Raw genomic sequence first — 20,247 nt, 5'->3', positions numbered from 1 at the left:
CAGCAGAACATTCACTGTAGTGAGCAAACAGGTTTAAAAAATCATCAGACAAACCGGGTACATTGAACGGGAAAGGGGAGAACACAGAAGACAGCCCTGGAGAGATCAAACGTTCACTGTAGTCAGTAAAGCTTGTGTCTCATTCGGTGACGTTATGGAGCAGGCGAAAGAGCGATGGATACATTCATAAACGGATTTTCAGGCAGTAACTGCGTTTGCTGTGCTGATCTTTGCCACTGCATCACTGCAACATTCACTATAGTCAGTAGCGTTTTACGTGTTCAGCTCTGTGAAGAGCAACGTTCACTGTAATCAGTAAACTTGCCGATCAGGAGCCAGAAGAGGGAGCAGGGCAGCGTAAACGTTCACTGTAGTCAGTAAGGATGGTTTGAAAAATCCTCCGCGGATGATAAAAGCATCGGAATCTGGAGAGGGAATATACATTGGCAACGTCACAACCGACTCTGGTCTGCGATACAGAAGCGTAAAGCCCATAAACGTTCACTGTAATCAGTAAATCCAGAAAGCAGTAAACATTCACTATAGTCAGTAACGTCACAAACAGAAGAGGGATTAGAAGGAGAACAACCGCGCAAACATTCACTGTAGTCAGTAGTTCCTGGTTAGCAGTAAGTAGACAGAAGCGATTCTGTTCTGCATCAGCGCGTGCCGACAGGGTCGTAATATGAGCCAGTAGATAGCAGTAAGAACACAGAGGCGATTCCATTCTGCATCAGTGTGTGCCGAGTGGTCGTGAAAGACTCAGGCCATGCGAGCAACGGCTTCTTCTGTCGCCCTTCAGCCAGTCATGCACCAGCCCCGTATCGTATACATCAGCAATGCCGTCAGCAGGTTCACTTTAACGTTCACTGTAATCAGTAGAATGCACGATGCCTTCAGGTACACCGCAGCAAACATTCACTGTAATCAGCAGAACGTTCACTGTAATCAGTACAAGATTAGCATCCCGCCATGGCAGTTATGACTCGCCTCAGACCGGGCATCTGGCAACAACATTCACTGTAATCAGTAGCGATTCGGAAAGCCGTTAAAGAGATTCAATGGTGAGGCGAGGGTAGCGCCCATCAGCAAACATTCACTGTAATCAGTAACAGTGTCACGCTGTTCTCTATGGTTACGTGTGTCATTCAGGTCATACGTATCATGTGAATCACGCTGAGCAGACCCCTCATGGTAAACCGCATCCAACCCTGATTTGCTGGCCAGCCAGTAATGCTCTTTGAGAACAGGGCAGAGCAAAGGCATTCACTGTAGTCAGTAAAAAGGATTCACTGTAATCAGCAGAGAGAGGCTTAGCCAACCGAAGTCAGGGCATTCACTGTAATCAGTAAACACAGTATAATTGAGTGCTAACCAATATGAGAGTAAGTACTAACTTACTTGTTAAGCCTTATAAAATGGCACGCAGAAGGGAGAGGGGGGAAGAACACACATTTGCACGGCGGCCCGGTTACTGATTACAGTGAACGTTACTGATCACAGTGAATCCCCGGAGAGTACTGATTACAGTGAATGAAGAGAGAATGGCGCAATGTCACCGGTAACGCAGAAAGTGACACTGCCACGCAGGAATACTGATTACAGTGAACGTGAGGGGTTAATCATCAAACTCGATCTCATCCAGTGAATCGATGCTCTCAAGATTACTGATGCCATCAAGCTTAGGCGTACGGCTGTGGATAATAAAAAAGACTGAGCGGCCACGCTTCACTTCTGAGTAATCCAGATAACCGATCTCTTTCAGCTGCTCCATCGCGCGCCGCACGACATGGTTCTGCGTGGTGGTCTTAGAGCCGAGGTTCAGGCGCATACGCAGGCGTGCAAGCGAGATAGGCGCTGGATTGGTTGGCAGGCTTTCCAGGAAGGTGTAAAGCGCCTGCGCAGACTCTTTACGCTTCAGGCGGGATATTGCACGGAGCTGAAGCAGGACCTTGTGGTCGAAGTTATAGAGTTCGAACAGCTTGGGGTCGGCCTGGATGCGCACAATATCTTTTTCGCGATCGTAATAAGCAGACTGAACAAGGTGGGTATGATACGCCTTGCCGTTACCTTCAAAAGAGAGCGTATTGGTCGCGATGCGGCGCAGAGAGGCATCAAGACGCTTGCGCAGGGCGGCTGAAGAGTTGGCAGAGGGAATGCCACACATCTTCACAAAATCGATAAACGGCAGCGTGACAGTATCGCCTTTGGTCGGATAGCGGGAAAACGATTGAATAATACCCGCCCAGGTTTTGAAATCGTTATCCATATCCAGCCGCGCGCCGGTAATGGTAATCTTTTCGTAGCCTTCCGCTTTCACCAGCGTCAGATTCTTCAGCTCTTTCGTCGCATCCGTTGATGCCATCGCACCGGATTTACCGCGTGCAGTAGATTTCAGCGTCGGTACGAACAGCCCAAGACGCATTAAAGCGACAGGCTGAACGGTATTATTCTTGTTGGGATGAAGCTGAATAACTTCACCGCTGTTTTTTGTCACTGACAGAAAAGGTTCAAGTAACGCTTTGTTTTCGTTGTCTTTGTCTGCCATGGCGTAAGATCTTCATTCTGTGGATGAAAGGGATCGTTTTCTGACTACAGTGAACATTAGCACTGTTTACAGTGAACATTCTACCTGGTACAGTGAATAAAGTACTGATTACAGTGAACACTTTACTGATTATAGTGAACGCGATCACCCTTTCAGCCCTTGTGGGGTGCGGCCTGCGACGATCGGGGATCTCTTAGGATCTCTATATGATCTATTAAGGATCGTTTATTAGGATCTGGTCACTGTATAAGTGGAAAACTTAAGGCGTGACATCATTTTCAGACGTGTTGAGCACCAGCAAAAACTGGCCCGCAATCTGCCCACTGCCTGACCGACTAATCGGTCATAGCCGCATTCATTCTCAATCGATAAACAACTTCCTCACTATTATTCATTTTTCATCATCAACTACAGCGCGTATCGTCTCTCCATCACTGACAGAATGAGGAATACGGCACCATGACTGAACATGCCCTATCACGTAACCCCACAACTGGTGAAATTCTGGCACGCTATCCTTTGCAGAATAGTGCAGAGCTGGAACAGACACTGACTGAAAGCGCATCTGCTTTTGCAGCATGGAAACGCAGCACCATGACGGACCGCGTTCGCGTATTGCGTCAGCTTGGCGAACAGATCCGTCTGCGTGAGCAGGATCTTTCCCGCATGATCACCCTGGAGATGGGTAAACCCATTGCACAGGCACGCGCTGAAGTTCTGAAATGCGCTAACTTATGCGACTGGTATGCGGAACATGGCCCTGCAATGCTGGCCGATCAGCCTACGCAGATTGTCGATGCGTGGCAGCGATTCCGTCCCATCGGGGTGATCCTGGCTGTGATGCCATGGAATTTCCCCCTGTGGCAGGTTCTGCGGGGCGCAGTGAGTATGTTGCTGGCAGGCAACACCTATCTGCTCAAACACGCGCCCAACGTCATGGGAAGCGCCACACTGATGGCTGAGCTGTTCAGGGCAACCGATCTGCCTGCTGGTGGCTTTAACCTGATCAACGTTGACAACGACGGTGTCTCCGTAGCCATCAAAGATGACCGCATTGCCGCCGTTGCCGTTACCGGAAGTGTCCGGGCTGGCGCCGCGATCGCTGCACAGGCGGGCGCAGCACTTAAGAAAACCGTGCTGGAGCTGGGTGGATCCGATCCCTTTATCGTGCTGGCGGATGCCGATCTTGATGAAGCGGTTAAATCAGCCGTTATTGGACGTTTCCAGAATACCGGGCAGGTTTGTATGGCTGCCAAACGCTTTATTGTGGAAGCTCCGATCGCTGAAGAATTTGAAAAACGCTTCACTGCCGCGGTCCAGGCACTCACCATGGGCGATCCGCTGGATGAAAATACCTTCCTGGGCCCGATGGCACGCGCCGATCTGCGTGACGAACTGGATGGACAGGTAAAGGCCACGCTGCGTGAAGGTGCACGTCTGGTACTGGGCGGCGAGAAAGTGGCAGGGCAGGGTAACTACTACGCGCCGACCATTCTCGCTGATGTCACCAGCGACATGACCGCGTTCAGGCAGGAGCTGTTTGGCCCGGTAGCCGCTATTGCGGTCGCAAGGGATCCACAACATGCGCTGGAGATCGCCAACGACAGCGAATTTGGCCTCAGCGCCACCGTCTGGAGCGGTAATGAAGAGATTGCCGATCGTCTGGCGCTGCAGCTGGAAGTCGGTGCTGTGTTTATTAATGGCAACGGCGCGTCCGATCCGCGCGTTACCATTGGTGGTGTGAAGAAAAGCGGCTACGGCCGTGAGCTGTCGCACTTTGGTGTGCACGAATTCTGTAACGTGCAGACGGTGTGGAAGAATCGTCGCTAGTGTTTACTGTGCCGACGGAAGATAAGCGGGCGCTGTTTTAGCGACCGCACTGAGCGGACGCAGCAACCGATGCGGTGCAAACGCACTCAGCATTGGTGAGCCTGTGCCGCTCAGCATCTCCTCAGCCACCAGCCTGCCCAGCAATGGGGCAAGTGTCATGCCGCTATGGCTGACCATCAGATAAACGCGTGCTGACTCGCTGATGTAGCCTAATGCCGGCAAGCCATCTGTCGGACGCGACCGCTGTCCCGTTTCAATCCGCTCAATTCTCGCGCCTTCGGTGTTTTTAAACAGCCGCCGCAATCGACGCAGCATCTCTTTGCCAATCAGTCCATCCGGCGAGACCGGCCGCGCCGGATCGGCGTGCTGATCCAGATCCAGCGCCTGCAGCATCAGACGGCCACCTCCATCCGGCCGCACATTCAGTTCCGGGGTAATCAGATTGCATTTAAGTGGGATCGGCAGAGGCTGGGTCTGCGCCAGAAAACTGCAGGCAACAGGATCGGCTCGATTCGCATCGGTCATCGCCAGTTCAAGCCCGCACTGACTTATCAGTTCCGGTGCCCAGCGGCCGGTCGCCAGTACCAGCTGATCGCCGCGCCATTCATCACCACTGGCCAGCGTAAGATGGACATCCTGCGCCGATTCAGTGAGCGTCGTCACTTCATTGTTGCAGACCAGCTGCCCGCCACTGGTACGCAGGTCTGCCAGCAGAGAGGCGATAAACAGGCTCGGATAAAGCAGACACTCCGACGGGAAAGACCAGGCGTGCTGAACGCGGGGATCAAGCCGCAACTCGGGCATTGCACCCAGAAGTGCGGCGCGGCTACGTTTCTCTACGGGGTAATCGAGCGTCGTAAGCTTTGCTGCGCGCTGCGCCAGCTGGCGCAGGGATGATTCATCGGCCGCCCACTCCAGCGTGCCGGTTTCCAGCAGCCATCGGGGTGATGCAGGATGGCTTGCCTGCCAGCGCTTGTGCTCGTCTATCGCATGAGCATTAAGATCATGGTAGCTGGTGGGTTCTTTGCCGTTGGCATTGACCCAGGCATAGCTGATCTGACTGGTTCCGCTGCCAGGATAGTTTTTATCGAAGACGGTGACCTGTGCGCCCCGTCGCGACAATGACTGCGCGACGGCTAAACCCAGCACGCCTGCACCGATTACGGCAATACGTTGTGGCATATCTGGTCTCTCCTGAACAGGAATTAGTGGAAAACTGCTACCCGCCGGTTCGTTTACTATTGCGAAGTCAAAGAAGTACGTCAACCGCAGCGTCAGGCGGTGGTTTCATCGAACCATGCGGGCACCGGATCGGCCAGGGTGATCCACTGTTCAGGCCCCGCAGCCATCTCCTGTGGTGTCAGCAGCGCATGATCCAGCGCGGCACGGACGCTCTTCTCGTCCATCTCAATGCCGATAAAGACCAGTTCCTGGCGCGCATCGCCGGTACCTTCCTGCCACTGTTCAGCGATAAAGTTGAGCGAATCTGCATCCTGTGGCCATTCAGTTCGCGGCACGCTGACCCACCAGCGCCCGGCATAACCCTGACGTGCCACCGCGCCCGCCTGCGACCACATTGCGGCATATTCCGGCCGACTGGCCAGCCAGAAGTAGCCTTTAGAGCGGATAACGCCGTCAAGCTGGTGGTTTACTGCATGCCAGAAACGCTGCGGATGGAACGGACGACGGGCGCGATAGACAAAGTTACGAATGCCATACTCCTCCGATTCCGGCTGATGCTCACCGCGCAGGGTCTGCAGCCAGCCAGGTGCCTGCGCTGCCCGGTCAAAATCAAACCGGCCGGTATTCAGCAGGCAGTCCAGCGGAACCTGCCCAAACTCACTGTTCACAATAAGCGCGTGCGGGTTAAGCGCCTGCAGCATGCCCTTCAACTGGTGCAGCTGCGCCGGGCTGAGCAGGTCCGTTTTGTTCAGCACCAGCAAATCACAAAACTCAATCTGATCCACCAGCAGATCAACCACTGAGCGCTCATCCTGCGCGCCCAGCGATTCGCCACGTGACTGCAGATCATCGGCTGAACGATAATCGCGCAGGAAGTTAAAGCCATCGACTACGGTGATCATACTGTCCAGCCGGGCATAGGCTGACAGACTTTCACCCGCTTCATCTTCAAACGTAAAGGTTTCGGCAACCGGCAACGGTTCAGAAATGCCGGTAGACTCAATCACCAGGTGATCGAAACGCCCGGCCTGAGCCAGACGTTTTACCTCCAGCAGCAGATCTTCACGCAACGTGCAGCAGATGCAGCCGTTACTCATTTCGACCAGCTTTTCATCGGTACGGGAGAGCTGCGCGCCGCCATCGCGCACCAGCGCAGCGTCAATATTAATTTCAGACATATCATTGACGATCACCGCGATCCGCCGTCCTTCGCGGTTGTTCAGAATATGATTAAGCAGGGTAGTTTTACCGGCACCGAGAAAGCCGGAGAGAACGGCAACCGGCAGACGGGGATCGTCGGATGTCAGAGCAGAGAGTGTCATGGTGTTACCTGTAAGAACGCGATTAGAGATACGTTATAACATAACATTGGTGAGTTTGTTTTCAATCCGGATTTGTGTTTTTGTTGTGGGTACCAATGAGCGTTAAAAGGGAGTGGAAATGCAACAACTCACGCTTGTCCCGCGTCTGATGCCAGCCGTCAGGTCCGGAGAGAAAACCTCGACGATTCGCTGGCAGGAGGGCGATATCACCATGGGTCCGCTGAGACTGGTGAATCAGCAGGATGATACGGACGCGATAATCGTGTGGGTGACGCAGGTCGACACGCTGCGCTTAAGCGAAGTCGCCGCGACGCTGGGGAAACAGGAGGAATGGCCTGATGAGGTGCTGCTGGAAGGGATGCGCGAGCACTATCCGGAGATCAGGCTGAGCAGTGAGGTGCAGCTAATCACTCACCTCACGCCCGCAGAAACCCTGCAGAAGCTCACTAAACAGTGATCAGCTGTGCTCAATCACCAGCAGCGCCATCGTATCGGCTTCCAGCGCCCGAAAGATATGCAGCTCATCGCCCGGATAGGTAATGTAATCACCCACATCCAGCTCCACCGCACTGTCGACCGGGCCCACCAGCGCACGCCCTTTAGCGATAATAATATGCTCAATGGTATTGGGGATATGGGGCTGTGAAATGCGTTCGCTGCCGGGCTGAACTTCCAGCAGATAGATATCACGCCGAACGCCGGGCGGGCAGGAGGCCAGCAAAACGGCCTGATAATCGGCAAGATCGGCGGTAACCGTCAGGCCCTCTCCACGCCGAATCACCTGCAGACGACGCGCATCCGGCTCCAGCAGACGTGAAAATGGAATGTTCAGCGTTACGCAAAGCGACCACAGGGTTTCAATGCCCGGATTGCCATTACCCGCTTCCAGCTGTGACAGCGTAGATTTAGCGATCCCTGCGCGGCGCGCCACTTCAGCCAGTGAAAGACCGGCTCGCTGGCGTTCACGTACTAAGGCATTGGCAATAATGCTGATAGGGGTATTCAAACGCACTCCTGATAACCTGAATGTTTTTTATATCGAACATAACGTTCATCTTGTAAAACGCTGTCGCGGTGTTCATTATATCGGATTATATGTTCATTATGAGACAGAGTGATGCTTTTTCCGCAAATGCAGTTGCTGGACAAAGGGGTGATCAAAGCGATTTTTCTGGTCTGCCTGGCTGATGGAATTGTTGGTTTATCCTATGGCTCGCTGGCGTCGGCCGACGGGTTTCCGCTCTGGGTGCCGCTGGCGCTCTCAACGCTGGTGCTGGCGGGGGCGTCGGAGTTCCTGTTTATCGGCATTGTGGCCGGTGGCGGCAGTCCATTTACCGCCGCCGCAGCGGGCCTGCTGGTAAACGCACGTCATTTGCCGTTTGGCATCGCGGTCAAGGATCTGGTGGGGCAGGGTCCGTCAGGCTGGCTGGGCTGTCATATCATGAACGATGAAAGTGTGGTGTTTGGGATCTCTCAGCCGCAACTGGCGCAGCGCCGCAGTGCTTACTGGCTGTGCGGTATCGGTATCGGCTTGATATGGCCGGTCAGCGTCATGATCGGGGCAGCAATCGGGCAGTTTATTCCTGATGTTTCGGTGATCGGACTGGATGCGGTGTTTCCGGCGATCCTGATTGCTCTGATCTTCCCGGCGCTGCGCCAGCGACGCACCCGGATCCCCGCGACCGTCGGCGCGCTGCTCTCCTTGCTGGCGACGCCACTGGTTCCGGCGGGCATGCCGGTGCTGTTTTCACTGCTGGGCCTGCTGACATGGAGATCGCGCAAATGACACATCAGGGAATGATTATCGCCGGGATTGCCCTGCTGGCCGCCGGAACCTATCTGATGCGGTTTGCAGGCGTCAGGCTGGGAAACCGTCTGCCGATCAGCGAGCGCACCCAGCAGATGCTCTCCGACGCCGCCACGATATTGCTGCTGGCGGTAGCGGCCACCACCACGCTGTTTGAAGACCAGCATTTTGCCGGTGTGGCACGGGTGGCGGGCGTGGGCTTTGCCCTGTTGCTGGCGTGGCGTCGTGCGCCGCTGATTATGATTATTCTGGGGGCGGCGGCGATGACGGCGCTGTTGCGTTTTCTCGGCGTGCACTGAGGATGTTATTAACCCCGGCAAAAGCGGGGATGTTATCGCAGTGAAAATTTGTCAGGATGGCACTCTCTCAGGCGTGATTAGCCCGATAACCTTGCAGGGATTGCTGAATGAACACTGTCCGTACCTGTTTCCTCCTGATGCTGCTGACCGTGATGACAGCCGGTTTAACCGCCGTTCCGGCTATTGCCCGACCCGATATGCGTCCGCTGGGCAAGAACATCGCCGACACAGGTTCCGCCTGGTATCGCTTCCAGAGTAAAAAGTTTGTTTCACAGGATGGGGAACGGCACTATCGGGTGTGGCTTGCTATCCCCAAAAACGATGCGCCGCCAGGCGGCTATCCGGTGCTCTGGCTACTGGATGGCAATGCGGCGATGGCACATTTGACAGAACCTCTGCTTAAAAAGCTGAGCAGCGGCACGCCGCCAGTGCTGGTCGCGGTGGGTTACGACACCCATTTGCCCTTTGATGTGGTGGCGCGTAATTACGACTACACCCCACCCAATGATGCGCCTGATACTCTGGTTACTCAGCCTCATGGCCGCAAAGGCGGAGGCAGCCATCAGTTTCGTCAGCTGCTGCTGAACACAATTGTCCCGTGGGCAGAACGCCTTGCGCCCAGTAATCCGCAGCGGCGTGCGCTCTGGGGGCACTCCTACGGCGGACTGTTCGTGCTGGATACCTTCTTTCATGCCGCCTGGTTCAGCCATTACTTTTCGGCTGCTCCCTCGCTGAGCTGGAATCATCAGCGCATTCTTACCCTGGCCCGACGCGCCGACGCCGGACCGCTTAAACATTTGTCGCTCTATCTGATGGAGGGCGATGGCATCACCGAACGCCGAACCGGCCACTCTGACGATCTTCAGCAGGAAGAGCGTGCGCTTACCGACATCCTGCGCCCGAGCGGTGCCAGACTGATTCTGACGCGTTATGCCGGTCAGAGTCACGGCCAGATATTACCCTCATCGCTGGTGGATACGCTGGAAATAGTTTCCGGTAGCCGGGATTGATATCTGACCGGGCATCGCGGCATGATGGCGTTTCATCACCTGCCCGGAGTTCACGCATGAATCGTCCGCTACAGATTGGTCTTTTGCTGTTCCCTGATGTCACTCAGCTCGACTTAACCGGCCCGTGGGAGGTGTTTGCGCGTACGCCTGGTGTCGAATGCAATCTCATCTGGAAAGATTGTCAGCCGGTGCGTTCCGATCGTGGCCTGGCGATATTGCCGACCACTACGTTTGCAGATTGCCCGCCACTGGATGTGATCTGTGTGCCTGGCGGGCCAGGACAGATCGCTCTGATGTCGGATGACGTCACGCTGAATTTCCTTCGTCAGCAGGCCGAACAGGCGAAGTGGGTTACGTCGGTCTGTACCGGTTCGCTGGTGCTGGGGGCCGCCGGACTGCTAAAGGGATATCGTGCGACCTCGCACTGGAGTTCCATCGATCAGCTGGCCCTACTGGGCGCGGAGCCGGTCAGTCAACGGGTGGTGCGCGACCGCAATCGTATCAGCGGCGCAGGCGTGACCTCTGGCATCGATTTTGCCCTGACGCTGGTGGCAGAAATTGCGGGTGACGCGGTGGCGAAATCGGTTCAGCTGCAGATGGAATATGATCCTGAACCGCCGTTTACCAGCGGTTCGCCGCATACCGCACCGCCACAGGAAGTGGAGCAGGCGCGGGCGAAAATGGCTGAGTTTCTTGCCACTCGTCGTGCGGCAACCGAACGAGCCGCCCTGCGACTACAGGCTGATTAGCTTACTGACGCCGGGGATGCGCAACAGCAGCAGTGACAGCGCCATTGAGAAGATTAACGTCAGGGCGATGACCAGCAGTTTATCGCCCAGCGTCTGGATGCGGATTGCCGCCGCCAGCAGGCCAAAAATCAGATAGTGCAGGATATAGACGCCGGTCATGGTCTTCCCCAGGGTCGTCAGAAACGGCGTCAGCCACTGGACTTTTTCCGGCAGGCGAATGGCGTTAATGCTGATCACAATCAGCACCACCAGCAGATAAACCTGCGAGCCCGTCAGCACCACATCGTTATGGGTCGCCAGAAAGCGCGCAAGAAAGTAATGACGCTCATACAGCCACGTAAAGAGATAAACCGCGGGCAGCAGCAGCAGGCTGATCTTTATCACTCTGGGTGATGTCAGCAACTGCATCACGCGCGGCGCGGCCATCAGCCGACCCGTGAGGTAGTAGAGCACCCAGGTCCAGATTCGGTATTGCGGCAGCAGCGAAAAGGCCCGCTGGCCCGGGTAGAGGCTGGCGAGCAGGTCATAGGCAAAAGCTAACACAAGCAGCAGTAAAATCCCCGATGCCATCAGCCCAGGCCGCTGAATGAGTCGGTCAATCAGCGGATGCGACACATAAATCACAATCAGCGCAATTACAAACCACGGCTGAATCAGATAGCCCTTATGATGCATCCCGGCAAACCAGAAAAAGCTGAACCAGAAGATAAAAATCAGCAGAATGCGGCGAATTTTGCCGAGCTGCCACGCGGGTGTATGCAGCTCACCGGCGTCGATATAACCGCTGAGCAGAAAATAGAGCGGCGTGGCGATTGTCGAAACAAAACTCAGCACGTTCAGCGTCAGATTAATGTCGTAATGGTAGCTATCGTAGCTCTGGTAAAGCGTGAAAAACGAGACGGCGGTGATACAGGCCAGCGTCTTCAGCATTGCCAGTCCGCTCTTATTCACCGCGCGCCTCCCGGCCATGGAAGCAACGATAGATGACCGGCAGCACCAGCAGGGTCAATACTGTCGCGAACCCGAGGCCAAAAATAATGACAACCGCCATGCTCTGGAAAAAGACGTCGCGCAGCAGCGGCAGCAGGCCAAGCACCGTGGTGAAGGCAGTGAGCAGAATAGGAAGCAGACGTGAGGTCGCCGCATCAATAATCGCCAGCTGCAGCGATTTCTCCTGCCGGAACAGCCTGATCTCCTCAATCAGCACGATCCCGTTACGGATCAGCATACCCGACAGGCTCAGCAGCCCAATCAGCGCCATAAAGCCAAACGGAATACCGGTGAACAAAAAGCCACAGGTGACGCCAATCAGCGCCAGCGGCACGGTGATCCAGATAGCGACGGCGTCGCGCAGCGAGTTAAACATCAGCACGGTAATGATGAACATCGCCAGGAATCCCACCGGCAGCGAACTCAGCAGCCCGCTTTGCGCTTCACGTGAACTCTCCAGCTCACCTCCCCATTCAAGCCGGTAGCCCGCCGGGAGTTTAAGCTGATCGATCTGTGGCTGAACCCGCGCTACCACCTGTGCGGAGGTTAACCCTGAAGCGGGATCGGGATCGGTCTGCACCGTCAGCACGCGCGTACGATCGCGACGCATAATCAGCGGATTCTCCCACTCCAGCCGGAAGTCAGAAATCACATTGCTCAGGGGCACAAAGTGCTGCAGGGCCGCACTCCACAGCTGAATATTCTCGATGTGATCGACACTCTGCCGCTCTTCATCAGCCGGATAGAGCATCACCGGCATCAGCCGCGAACCGTCACGGAAAATGCCCACCGCGTCACCGCTGAAATTCATTCTCAGCGCCTGATCGATGTCACGTTTATCGATACCCAGTTCCTGACCACGCAGCGCCGAATAGACCGGGCGGATCACTTTGCTGCGCTCCTGCCAGTCATTGCGAACCGGAAACGTTGAGCCATCCGCCAGGAAAATGGCATCCAGCTGGCTGCCGATGTGGCGCAGCACTTCGGGATCGGGGCCGATCACCCGCAGGGCAATGGCGCTGTCACTGGCGCTGCCAAACTGGATACGTTTGATGCGCTGATTCACCTGTGGGAAGTTCTGCTCAATATACGCCTCGGTTTTCAGCGCCAGCGCATCAAGCTGTCGGCCATCCTTAACCCGCACCATAATCTGGGCGAAGTTGCTGTACTGCCGTGCCGCGTCGTAGGTCAGGGTAAAGCGCAGAGCGCCCTGGCCCACCGTCGTGACCGTGGCTGCGACCTTAGGATCCTGATTAATGAACCGGGCAATATCCGCCGCCGTATTCGCGGTGTAATTAATATCGGTGCCATAGGGCAGCCAGAGATCGGTGAAAAAGACCGGCGTGCTGGAGGAGGGGAAAAAGTTCTGCTTCACGAGTGTAAAGCCATACAGCGACAGAGCCAGCAGTGCCACCATTACCGTCAGCGTGGTCAGGCGGAAACGCAGCAGGCCGCCCAGCGCCTGACGATAGAGCCGGAATACGATTCCCTGATAAGGTGCCGAGGGTTCGGTTTGCTCAGGCTGAGCCGTGCTGCGGCGCTTCTCACTCCAGTTGATAAATACCGGCGTTAAGGTCAGCGCCGTGACCCAGCTCAGCATCAGTGAAATCAGCAGCACCTGAAACAGCGATTTACAGTATTCGCCGGTCGAATCCTGCGACAGGCCAATCGGTGCAAAGGCGAGAATTGCAATCACCGTGGCACCCAGCAGCGGCAGGGCAGTGCGCCGAACCATGCGGGCAATGGCCTGCTGTAAAGGGTGCCCGCGCTGGTGATCGATTTTGACCCCTTCGACCACCACAATGGCATTGTCCACCAGCATGCTGAGCGAAATAATCAGCGAGCCCAACGACACCCGCTGCAGCTCAAGTTTAAACAGGTACATGATCAGAAGTGTGCCAAGCACGTTAAGCGCCAGCGAGGCGGCAATCACCATGCCGCTGCGCAGGCCCATAAACAGCAGCAGTGTTCCCACCACAATCGCCAGCGCCATCAGGAAATTGAGGATAAAGCCATCAACCGACTGTTTTACCTCATGCGCCTGGTTATAGAACACCTTCAGGCTGATACCGGCGGGTGTATCCTGCTGATAGTGCGCCATTCGGGCGGAAAGCGCGTCGCCAACATCAATCACATTGACGCCGGGCGCGAACGAAATGCCGATAGCCAGAGCCGCTTCACCGTCTGCAAAGTAGATATTGGCGGGATTGTCGGTAACGCCACGCGTCAGGGTGGCGATATCGCGCAGATGCACGTTCTGTGGGTTGCCAGCGGGCAGAATCGGCAGATTAGCCAGATCGTCCAGCGTCTGCAGTTCGCCGGTGGGATGAAAACGGATCGATTCACTGTCGACCCGCAGCGTTCCGGCACTGGCAACGCTGTTATTCCGGCTTAGCAGATCGGCGACGCGCTGCGGCGTCATACCATAGGCGGTCATTTTGCTGGCGGAGAGAGCGATGCGGATCTCCTCCTGCTCGACGCCTGCTACCGCAACTTTAGCCACACCCGGCACCAGCACCAGATCGCGCCGCAGCTGATCGGCATAGTTGCGCAGTTCGCTGTTGGTAAAGTCGTTACCATGAATGACGAAGAAGTAGCCGTAAACATCGCCGAAATCATCGTTAACCAGCGGGGCCTGAACGCCAGGCGGGAACTGCCGGGCCGCATCGCCGACCCGACGACGTAACTCATCCCAGATTTGCGGCAGCTGATCGGCCAGATAGCGGGTATGAATATTAACGGTAATCTGCGACAGGCCATTGCCAGAAATGGACGTGACATTGTCCAGCGACGGCAGGCGCTGTAGCGCATTCTCCAGCGGCAGCGTTACCTCCTCTTCAACCTGCTGTGCGGACGCGCCGGGATAGTGGGTGACAATAACCGCCGACTTAATGGTAAACAGCGGATCTTCGAGGCGGCCAATGTTGAGCAGCGCATAGATGCCGCCCACGCCCAGCAGCAGAATGACCATCCAGATGCGAATGGGTTTATCAAGAAAATGCTCCTGAATACGCATTATAAACCCCGCTCGCGCTGCCAGATGCGCACCGCTTCACCCTCACGCAGCTCACCCACACCGGCGGCAACGATACGGTCGCCCGGCTTCAGCCCGCTGATGATTTCAATGCCCTGGGCGGTGAGACGACCCACTTCGACAGGTCGATCTTTGATGCGCAGCGCCTCACCATCCTGCTCAACCAGCCAGACGTGCGGTTGATTAGTAGGGCTGCGATCGGGATTGAACACCGCCGCCGCAGGCACGACCAGACGCGGCTGGGCAGGGGCATTTGGCAGGTTATGCAGCCTGACGCGAACCGAGCCGCTGAGGCCGGCAACGCCAGGGAGATCAGCCGGACGCGGCATGGTCAGCACCACCTGATAGGTCAGCGTGGCGGCATCCGTCTGGCTGGTATGCTCTTTGTATTGTGCGGTGAAAAAGCGGCCTGGCAGGGCGTTAAACTGCACCTCAGGCTGATAGTTAATATTCTGGATATCGAGGCTGGTGAAGAGGGTTTCGGGCAGCGTAAAGATGACGTCGAGCAGATCGGCACGGGTCAGCAGCGCAATGGGCTGTCCGGCGGCCACGACCTGATGATTACGCGCCTGTACCCTTGCAATCACGCCATCAAACGGCGCGCGAAGGCTAAGAAACTGTAACTCCTCCTGTGCGATTTTCAGCGCAGTCGCGGCGGCATCGCGATTAGCACGCTGCACATCCATTTCAGACTTTGAAACGGCGCTGCGCTGGGCCAGCGTATTGAAGCGCTGAAATTGTCGCTCCGCCAGTTGCAGTGCAGTCTGGCGGTCGCGTACCCGTAGTTTCGCATCTGCATCATTCAGAGTAGCGAGAAGCTGTCCCGCTTTCACGGGCGTTCCGTCACGAATATCAAGCTGTACCAGCTGGCCTGCCCGTTTAAACGCAAGATCGGTATTATCACCCGCCTGAATACGCGCAGGAAATACCCGGATATTTTGAGCGATGTCCGACTCAAGGGTGAAAACTTTAATTACGCGGGGCGGGGGAGCATCCGGTTCTTTTTTTTCATCGCACGCTGTCATAAAAAAACAACAGAGCAAAATGAGGATAACCTTGCGTTTAATCATTTTCTTCGCCTTAACATCAGCTTTTAAACTGCGGTTTGATAAGCATTAAGGCGTAATAAACCCTGATGCTTATCGCGACCGGGATAAACTTATTTTTAATCTTCGTCATATAAGTTTAACGAAGCGGCAGGGCCGCTTCGCCTGAATCGGCTTACGCCGCCATCTGAGAGACCACCAGCCAGGTCAGTAAGCCCACCAGAGTCGTTGCGGCGACCGCGAGAATAACGAAACCGCAAAGCATGATAATGCTCTGTTTTTTCATCAGAGTTTCCTTTTGCGAGCCAGAGTATAAACCGATGCACACTGCATCAGCATACTTAAACCTTAGCTAAACAAAAACAACGTTGTCATTCTCATAATATAGGTTAGATTTAATTTAGCCATTTTATGTTATTCGTCAGACGTTTCTTACGTAAATATGATATCGGTCATTACCTGCAGGAGGGGCTGCCTGCAAAATGCATGTCTTTTAATTGCGCCTTTATTTCATCGCTAAATGGCACGAGGTTTATATATGCTAAATAATGATAAGCAGGATAAAGCGTTAGCTTTATCTGAGCGCCCCTGGTATCAGCGTAGTGTGGCAGAGATATTCTCCGAACTGCAGAGCTCATCAGCAGGATTATCCACCGCCACTGCGCAGGAACGCCTGCAGAAACACGGTCCCAATGCCCTTCCGCAAAAAGCTGAGAAATCGGCTCTGCTCAAATTCATCGCGCATTTTAAAGATGTGCTGATCTATATTCTGCTGGCCGCGGCGGTGATCACCGCGATCATGGGTCACTGGGTCGATACCTTTGTCATTATCGGCGTGGCTGTTATCAACGCCCTGATCGGCTTTATTCAGGAGAATAATGCCGAGAAGTCACTGAAAAGTATTCAGAACATGCTTGCCAGTGAAGCGATGCTGGTGCGGGATGGCAAACAGGTCACGGTCGCGACGCGCGATATTGTGGTCGGTGATGTGGTGATGTTACGCCCCGGCGATAAAATCCCGGCTGATCTGCGACTGTTTGAGGTCAATAATCTTCGGGTTGAAGAGGCGATTCTCACCGGGGAGTCGACGGTGGTGTCGAAGAACACCGATACGCTGAGCGGTGAAAAATCGCTGGGCGACCGTCTGAACCTGGCTTTTTCAGGCACTACCGTCAGTTCCGGCACCGCCGCAGGCGTGGTGATCGCCAGCGGCGGTGATACTGAGCTGGGCCATATCAACGAAATGATCAGCGGCATAAAAGAGGTTAAAACCCCGCTGCTGGTGCAGATCGACAAACTCGGTAAAGCGATCTTTTTCATCATCCTGCTGATGATGGTCGCCCTGTTTATCTTCGGCTATCTGCTGCGTGACATTCCACTGGGCGAGCTCTCGCTGTCCGTCATCAGCCTGGCGGTTGCTGCGGTTCCGGAAGGTCTGCCTGCCATTATCTCTATCATCCTGTCGCTGGGCGTGCAGTCGATGGCGCGGACCCAGGCGATTATCCGTAAGCTGCCGACTGTTGAAACCCTGGGCGCGATGTCGGTGATCTGCTCCGATAAAACCGGCACGCTCACCATGAATGAGATGACGGTGAAAGCGGTGGTGCTGGCGAAGAGCCGCTGGCGCGTCAGCGGAAACAGCTATGAACCCAAAGGGGAGATTGTTGCTGAGCAGGGCGACGCAAGTGGACTCTCTGCGGCACAGGATCCGCTGTTTCAGCAGTTCCTGCATGCGGTAGACACCTGTAATGAAAGCCAGCTGCGTCAGGAAAGTCAGGGACACTGGACGATTGTTGGCGGCCCGACTGAAGGCGCGCTGAAGGTGCTGGCGGCGAAGGGTCAGACGACACCTCAGCCGGTTGAGGTGGTGAGCAAGCTGCCGTTCGATTCCCTCTATAAATATATGTCGGTCAGCTGTGTTGCAAACGGCGAATCTTATGTGCTGCTGACCGGTGCGCCAGACGTGCTGCTGACGCTATGTCAGCAGCAGCAAACACCGGAGGGTGCAGAGCCGATAGACCGTGCTTACTGGGATGCCGCCATCACCATCTACGCCAGCGAAGGGCTGCGCACCGTTGCCGCCGCCTGGAAGAGAACCTCTGCACCCGTTACCGCGCTGGATCATGCCGATCTGAGAAGTGACATGGTGCTGCTGGGTCTGGCCTGTATGATGGATCCCCCACGTCCCGAGGCGATTGCCGCCATTGACGAGTGCCAGAAAGCGGGCATTCGCGTCAAAATGATCACCGGCGACCATCAGGAAACCGCAATGGCGATTGGTCAGATGCTGGGAATCGGCAACAGCCAGGCTGCTATCACTGGCTACCAGCTTGAACACATGAGTGACGCCGAACTGGCGGACGCGGCAAAAACCTATGACATTTTTGCCCGCACCAGCCCGGAACACAAACTGCGTCTGGTGAAAGCGCTGGAAGCGAGCGGCGAGATCGTCGGCATGACCGGCGACGGCGTCAATGATGCTCCGGCGCTGAAACAGGCCAACGTCGGTATTGCGATGGGTATCAAAGGCACCGAGGTGACAAAAGAGGCGGCCGATATGATTCTGGCCGACGATAACTTTGCCACCATCGCTGCGGCAGTCAAAGAGGGACGTCGGGTTTACGACAACCTCAAGAAAACCATCCTGTTTATTATGCCCACCAACCTGGCACAGGGTCTGCTGATTATTATCGCGATTCTGATGGGCAATCTGCTGCCGTTAACCCCGGTACAGATTCTGTGGATGAACATGGCAACATCCGCCACGCTGTCGTTTGGTCTGGCGTTCGAGCCTGCTGAAGCCAATGCGATGCGCCGGCCACCGCGCAATGTTAAAGCGCACGTGATGGACGCTTACGCTATCTGGCGCGTGGTGTTTGTCGGTCTGCTGATTTCAATCAGTGCCTTTGTGCTGGAAGCCTGGCTGCAACCGCGTGGCTACAGTGCCGAGTTTATCCGTACCGTGCTGCTGCAGATGCTGGTGACTGCGCAGTGGGCCTACATGCTTAACTGCCGTAACTCTGATGGCTTCTCACTGGATCGCGGTCTGCTGAAAAATCGCGGTATCTGGCTGGTGACGCTGGTACTGATTGTCCTTCAGGCGATCATTATTTATGTGCCATTAATGAACACGCTGTTTGGTACCCGTCCACTGCCGATCAACTACTGGCTGATTTCGCTGATTGTCAGTATCGCGATCTTCATCATAGTTGAGATTGAAAAACGCCTCACCCGCGCATGGCGGGTGAAGACGCCATCACTGAGTTAATTCTGTCTCCGGGTCCTGCTGCGGATAGCTCGCCAGCAGGACCTTTTTAATCAGATAGGTCAGTGGAATAGCCAGTATCCCGCCCGTAATCCCCAGTAACGCCTGCCAGAACAGAAACGCCAGCAACTGCGTGGTCAGCGCCAGATTGAGTCGCTTCCCAATCAGCAATGGTTCGATCACCGAACTCAGGCAGAGGTTCAGCACCACAAAGAAACCTGCTACCGCCAGCGCGATCTGTAAATCAAACATGATGTAACTCTGGATCACCGGCGGAATCGCGGCCAGAAAGGAGCCAAGCACCGGCACGTAATTAAAGATGAACATCAGCACGCCCCAGAAAAAGGCAAACTTCAGCCCGATCAGATGCGCACCGACGCCCACGATTAACCCGCCCAGAATACTGGTCAGCGTTTTCACTCTGGCATACACAATCACGCTCTGAATTCCCTCCTGCAGCGCCAGATAAAAGGCCTGATGTTTTCCCTTTACCCGCTGTTGCATTGCAGCTTTCAGCAGCGGCATCTCATAGAGCATAAACAGCAGCATCAGGAACACCATGATCCACCATGAGATGACGCCAGGGATTTGCGTCAGAAACGCGGTGACGATGCGCACTATCGCACCCGCATCCACAAAGGTCAGCAACTGGTCGGGCGTCATACCGATATCAAGCCGGGCAAAGGCCAGCGTCAGCTGTTCAAGCCGGGCCGCCAGTAGCACGGGCGCCTGACGGCTGAGCTGCATTAAATCGGGCGTCAGCACGGTTAACTTGAGGATAGTGACCACCATGATCAACAGCATCAGCATAATCACCAGCAGTGACGAGACGATGCGCGGTATGCGTTTGTTTTCCAGACGGGTAATCAGGGGATCAAGCATGATGGCCAGTAACATCGCCAGCAGGACCTGATTGATCAGCGGTGCTGCCAGATAAAGGCCGGTCAGAATAATGGTCAGACAGGCGAGGATAAACAGCACGCGTGCCAGCGGCGGCCAGAGGGTAAACCAGCTCAGTCCCATGATTGGGCTCCTTCAGCAAAGATAAGCTGCAGTATAGATGAGGCTTAAGCTTCAGTGCTTTGCGTCAGGTCAGAGGGGGGGAAGGGTCTGGATAAAGGTTATGAAATGCGTATCAGCGTCTTGATGCATTGTTTAGCTGCAG

General features: G+C 55.2%; 15 protein-coding genes. 7 read left to right on the top strand and 8 right to left on the bottom strand.

All coding sequences use genetic code 11. The features are described from left to right. Positions 1 to 1,618: 1,618 nt before the first annotated feature. A complete protein-coding gene (locus AFL22_RS09920) occupies positions 1,619 to 2,548 on the bottom strand; it encodes a RepB family plasmid replication initiator protein (protein WP_010246820.1) in 930 nt (309 codons plus the stop codon). Between the two features lie 459 nt (positions 2,549 to 3,007). Here AFL22_RS09920 and AFL22_RS09915 point away from each other — a divergent pair, with 459 nt between their 5' ends. Beyond that, entirely contained in the window at positions 3,008 to 4,378 is a 1,371-nt protein-coding gene (locus tag AFL22_RS09915) for an aldehyde dehydrogenase family protein (protein WP_052271301.1), read from the top strand. A 3-nt stretch (positions 4,379 to 4,381) separates the two neighbouring features. Here AFL22_RS09915 and AFL22_RS09910 read toward each other — a convergent pair whose 3' ends face one another. Both AFL22_RS09910 and zigA read right to left on the bottom strand, forming a co-directional pair. After that, positions 4,382 to 5,560, bottom strand: coding sequence for an FAD-binding oxidoreductase (locus AFL22_RS09910; protein WP_052271300.1), 1,179 nt, complete (start codon positions 5,558 to 5,560; stop codon positions 4,382 to 4,384). Positions 5,561 to 5,652: 92 nt separating this feature from the next. After that, a complete protein-coding gene (gene zigA / locus AFL22_RS09905; RefSeq protein WP_010246814.1) occupies positions 5,653 to 6,882 on the bottom strand; it encodes a zinc metallochaperone GTPase ZigA in 1,230 nt (409 codons plus the stop codon). 118 nt (positions 6,883 to 7,000) lie between these two features. On the opposite strand from zigA, the gene AFL22_RS09900 reads away from it, so the two are divergent. Continuing rightward, positions 7,001 to 7,339, top strand: a complete 339-nt coding sequence (locus AFL22_RS09900; RefSeq protein WP_010670595.1) for an ASCH domain-containing protein — start codon at positions 7,001 to 7,003, stop codon at positions 7,337 to 7,339. Here the strand turns inward: AFL22_RS09900 and AFL22_RS09895 are convergent, their stop codons facing one another. Beyond that, positions 7,340 to 7,888, bottom strand: coding sequence for an XRE family transcriptional regulator (locus AFL22_RS09895; RefSeq protein WP_010246810.1), 549 nt, complete (start codon positions 7,886 to 7,888; stop codon positions 7,340 to 7,342). It abuts the gene before it with no gap. 111 nt (positions 7,889 to 7,999) lie between these two features. On the opposite strand from AFL22_RS09895, the gene AFL22_RS09890 reads away from it, so the two are divergent. From AFL22_RS09890 to AFL22_RS09875, 4 genes are all read left to right on the top strand, one after another. Next, positions 8,000 to 8,668 (top strand): AzlC family ABC transporter permease, encoded by a 669-nt coding sequence (locus tag AFL22_RS09890; protein ID WP_010246808.1) that lies wholly within the window; start codon positions 8,000 to 8,002, stop codon positions 8,666 to 8,668. Beyond that, the gene (locus tag AFL22_RS09885; RefSeq protein ID WP_052271299.1) at positions 8,665 to 8,988 is read left to right on the top strand and encodes an AzlD domain-containing protein; all 324 of its coding nucleotides are present in this window, start codon (positions 8,665 to 8,667) and stop codon (positions 8,986 to 8,988) included. Before AFL22_RS09890 ends, AFL22_RS09885 begins: the two co-directional genes overlap by 4 nt. A gap of 107 nt (positions 8,989 to 9,095) precedes the next feature. After that, positions 9,096 to 9,998 (top strand): alpha/beta hydrolase-fold protein, encoded by a 903-nt coding sequence (locus AFL22_RS09880; protein ID WP_052271298.1) that lies wholly within the window; start codon positions 9,096 to 9,098, stop codon positions 9,996 to 9,998. 56 nt (positions 9,999 to 10,054) lie between these two features. Then, positions 10,055 to 10,747, top strand: a complete 693-nt coding sequence (locus AFL22_RS09875; protein ID WP_052271297.1) for a DJ-1/PfpI family protein — start codon at positions 10,055 to 10,057, stop codon at positions 10,745 to 10,747. Here the strand turns inward: AFL22_RS09875 and AFL22_RS09870 are convergent. Genes AFL22_RS09870 through AFL22_RS09860 form a run of 3 tightly spaced genes read right to left on the bottom strand, consistent with a single transcriptional unit; the run spans position 10,733 to position 15,841 of the window. Then, positions 10,733 to 11,698, bottom strand: coding sequence for an acyltransferase family protein (locus AFL22_RS09870; protein ID WP_010670598.1), 966 nt, complete (start codon positions 11,696 to 11,698; stop codon positions 10,733 to 10,735). The two genes, AFL22_RS09875 and AFL22_RS09870, sit on opposite strands and share 15 nt — an antisense overlap. Next, positions 11,691 to 14,753, bottom strand: coding sequence for an efflux RND transporter permease subunit (locus AFL22_RS09865; RefSeq protein WP_052271296.1), 3,063 nt, complete (start codon positions 14,751 to 14,753; stop codon positions 11,691 to 11,693). The genes AFL22_RS09870 and AFL22_RS09865 overlap by 8 nt, the downstream gene beginning before the upstream one ends. Next, complete coding sequence (locus AFL22_RS09860; RefSeq protein ID WP_052271295.1) at positions 14,753 to 15,841, bottom strand: efflux RND transporter periplasmic adaptor subunit; 1,089 nt, start codon at positions 15,839 to 15,841, stop codon at positions 14,753 to 14,755. The genes AFL22_RS09865 and AFL22_RS09860 overlap by 1 nt, the downstream gene beginning before the upstream one ends. Before the next feature lie 514 nt (positions 15,842 to 16,355). On the opposite strand from AFL22_RS09860, the gene AFL22_RS09855 reads away from it, so the two are divergent. Continuing rightward, the gene (locus AFL22_RS09855; RefSeq protein WP_052271294.1) at positions 16,356 to 19,085 is read left to right on the top strand and encodes a cation-transporting P-type ATPase; all 2,730 of its coding nucleotides are present in this window, start codon (positions 16,356 to 16,358) and stop codon (positions 19,083 to 19,085) included. Here AFL22_RS09855 and AFL22_RS09850 read toward each other — a convergent pair. Then, complete coding sequence (locus tag AFL22_RS09850) at positions 19,074 to 20,105, bottom strand: AI-2E family transporter (protein WP_052271293.1); 1,032 nt, start codon at positions 20,103 to 20,105, stop codon at positions 19,074 to 19,076. The two genes, AFL22_RS09855 and AFL22_RS09850, sit on opposite strands and share 12 nt — an antisense overlap. Positions 20,106 to 20,247: the final 142 nt, after the last annotated feature.

This window comes from Pantoea sp. CFSAN033090, from assembly GCF_001264395.1.
In the GTDB taxonomy this organism is placed as follows: domain Bacteria; phylum Pseudomonadota; class Gammaproteobacteria; order Enterobacterales; family Enterobacteriaceae; genus Pantoea; species Pantoea agglomerans.
This window is presented reverse-complemented; position numbering and strand designations above follow the sequence as displayed.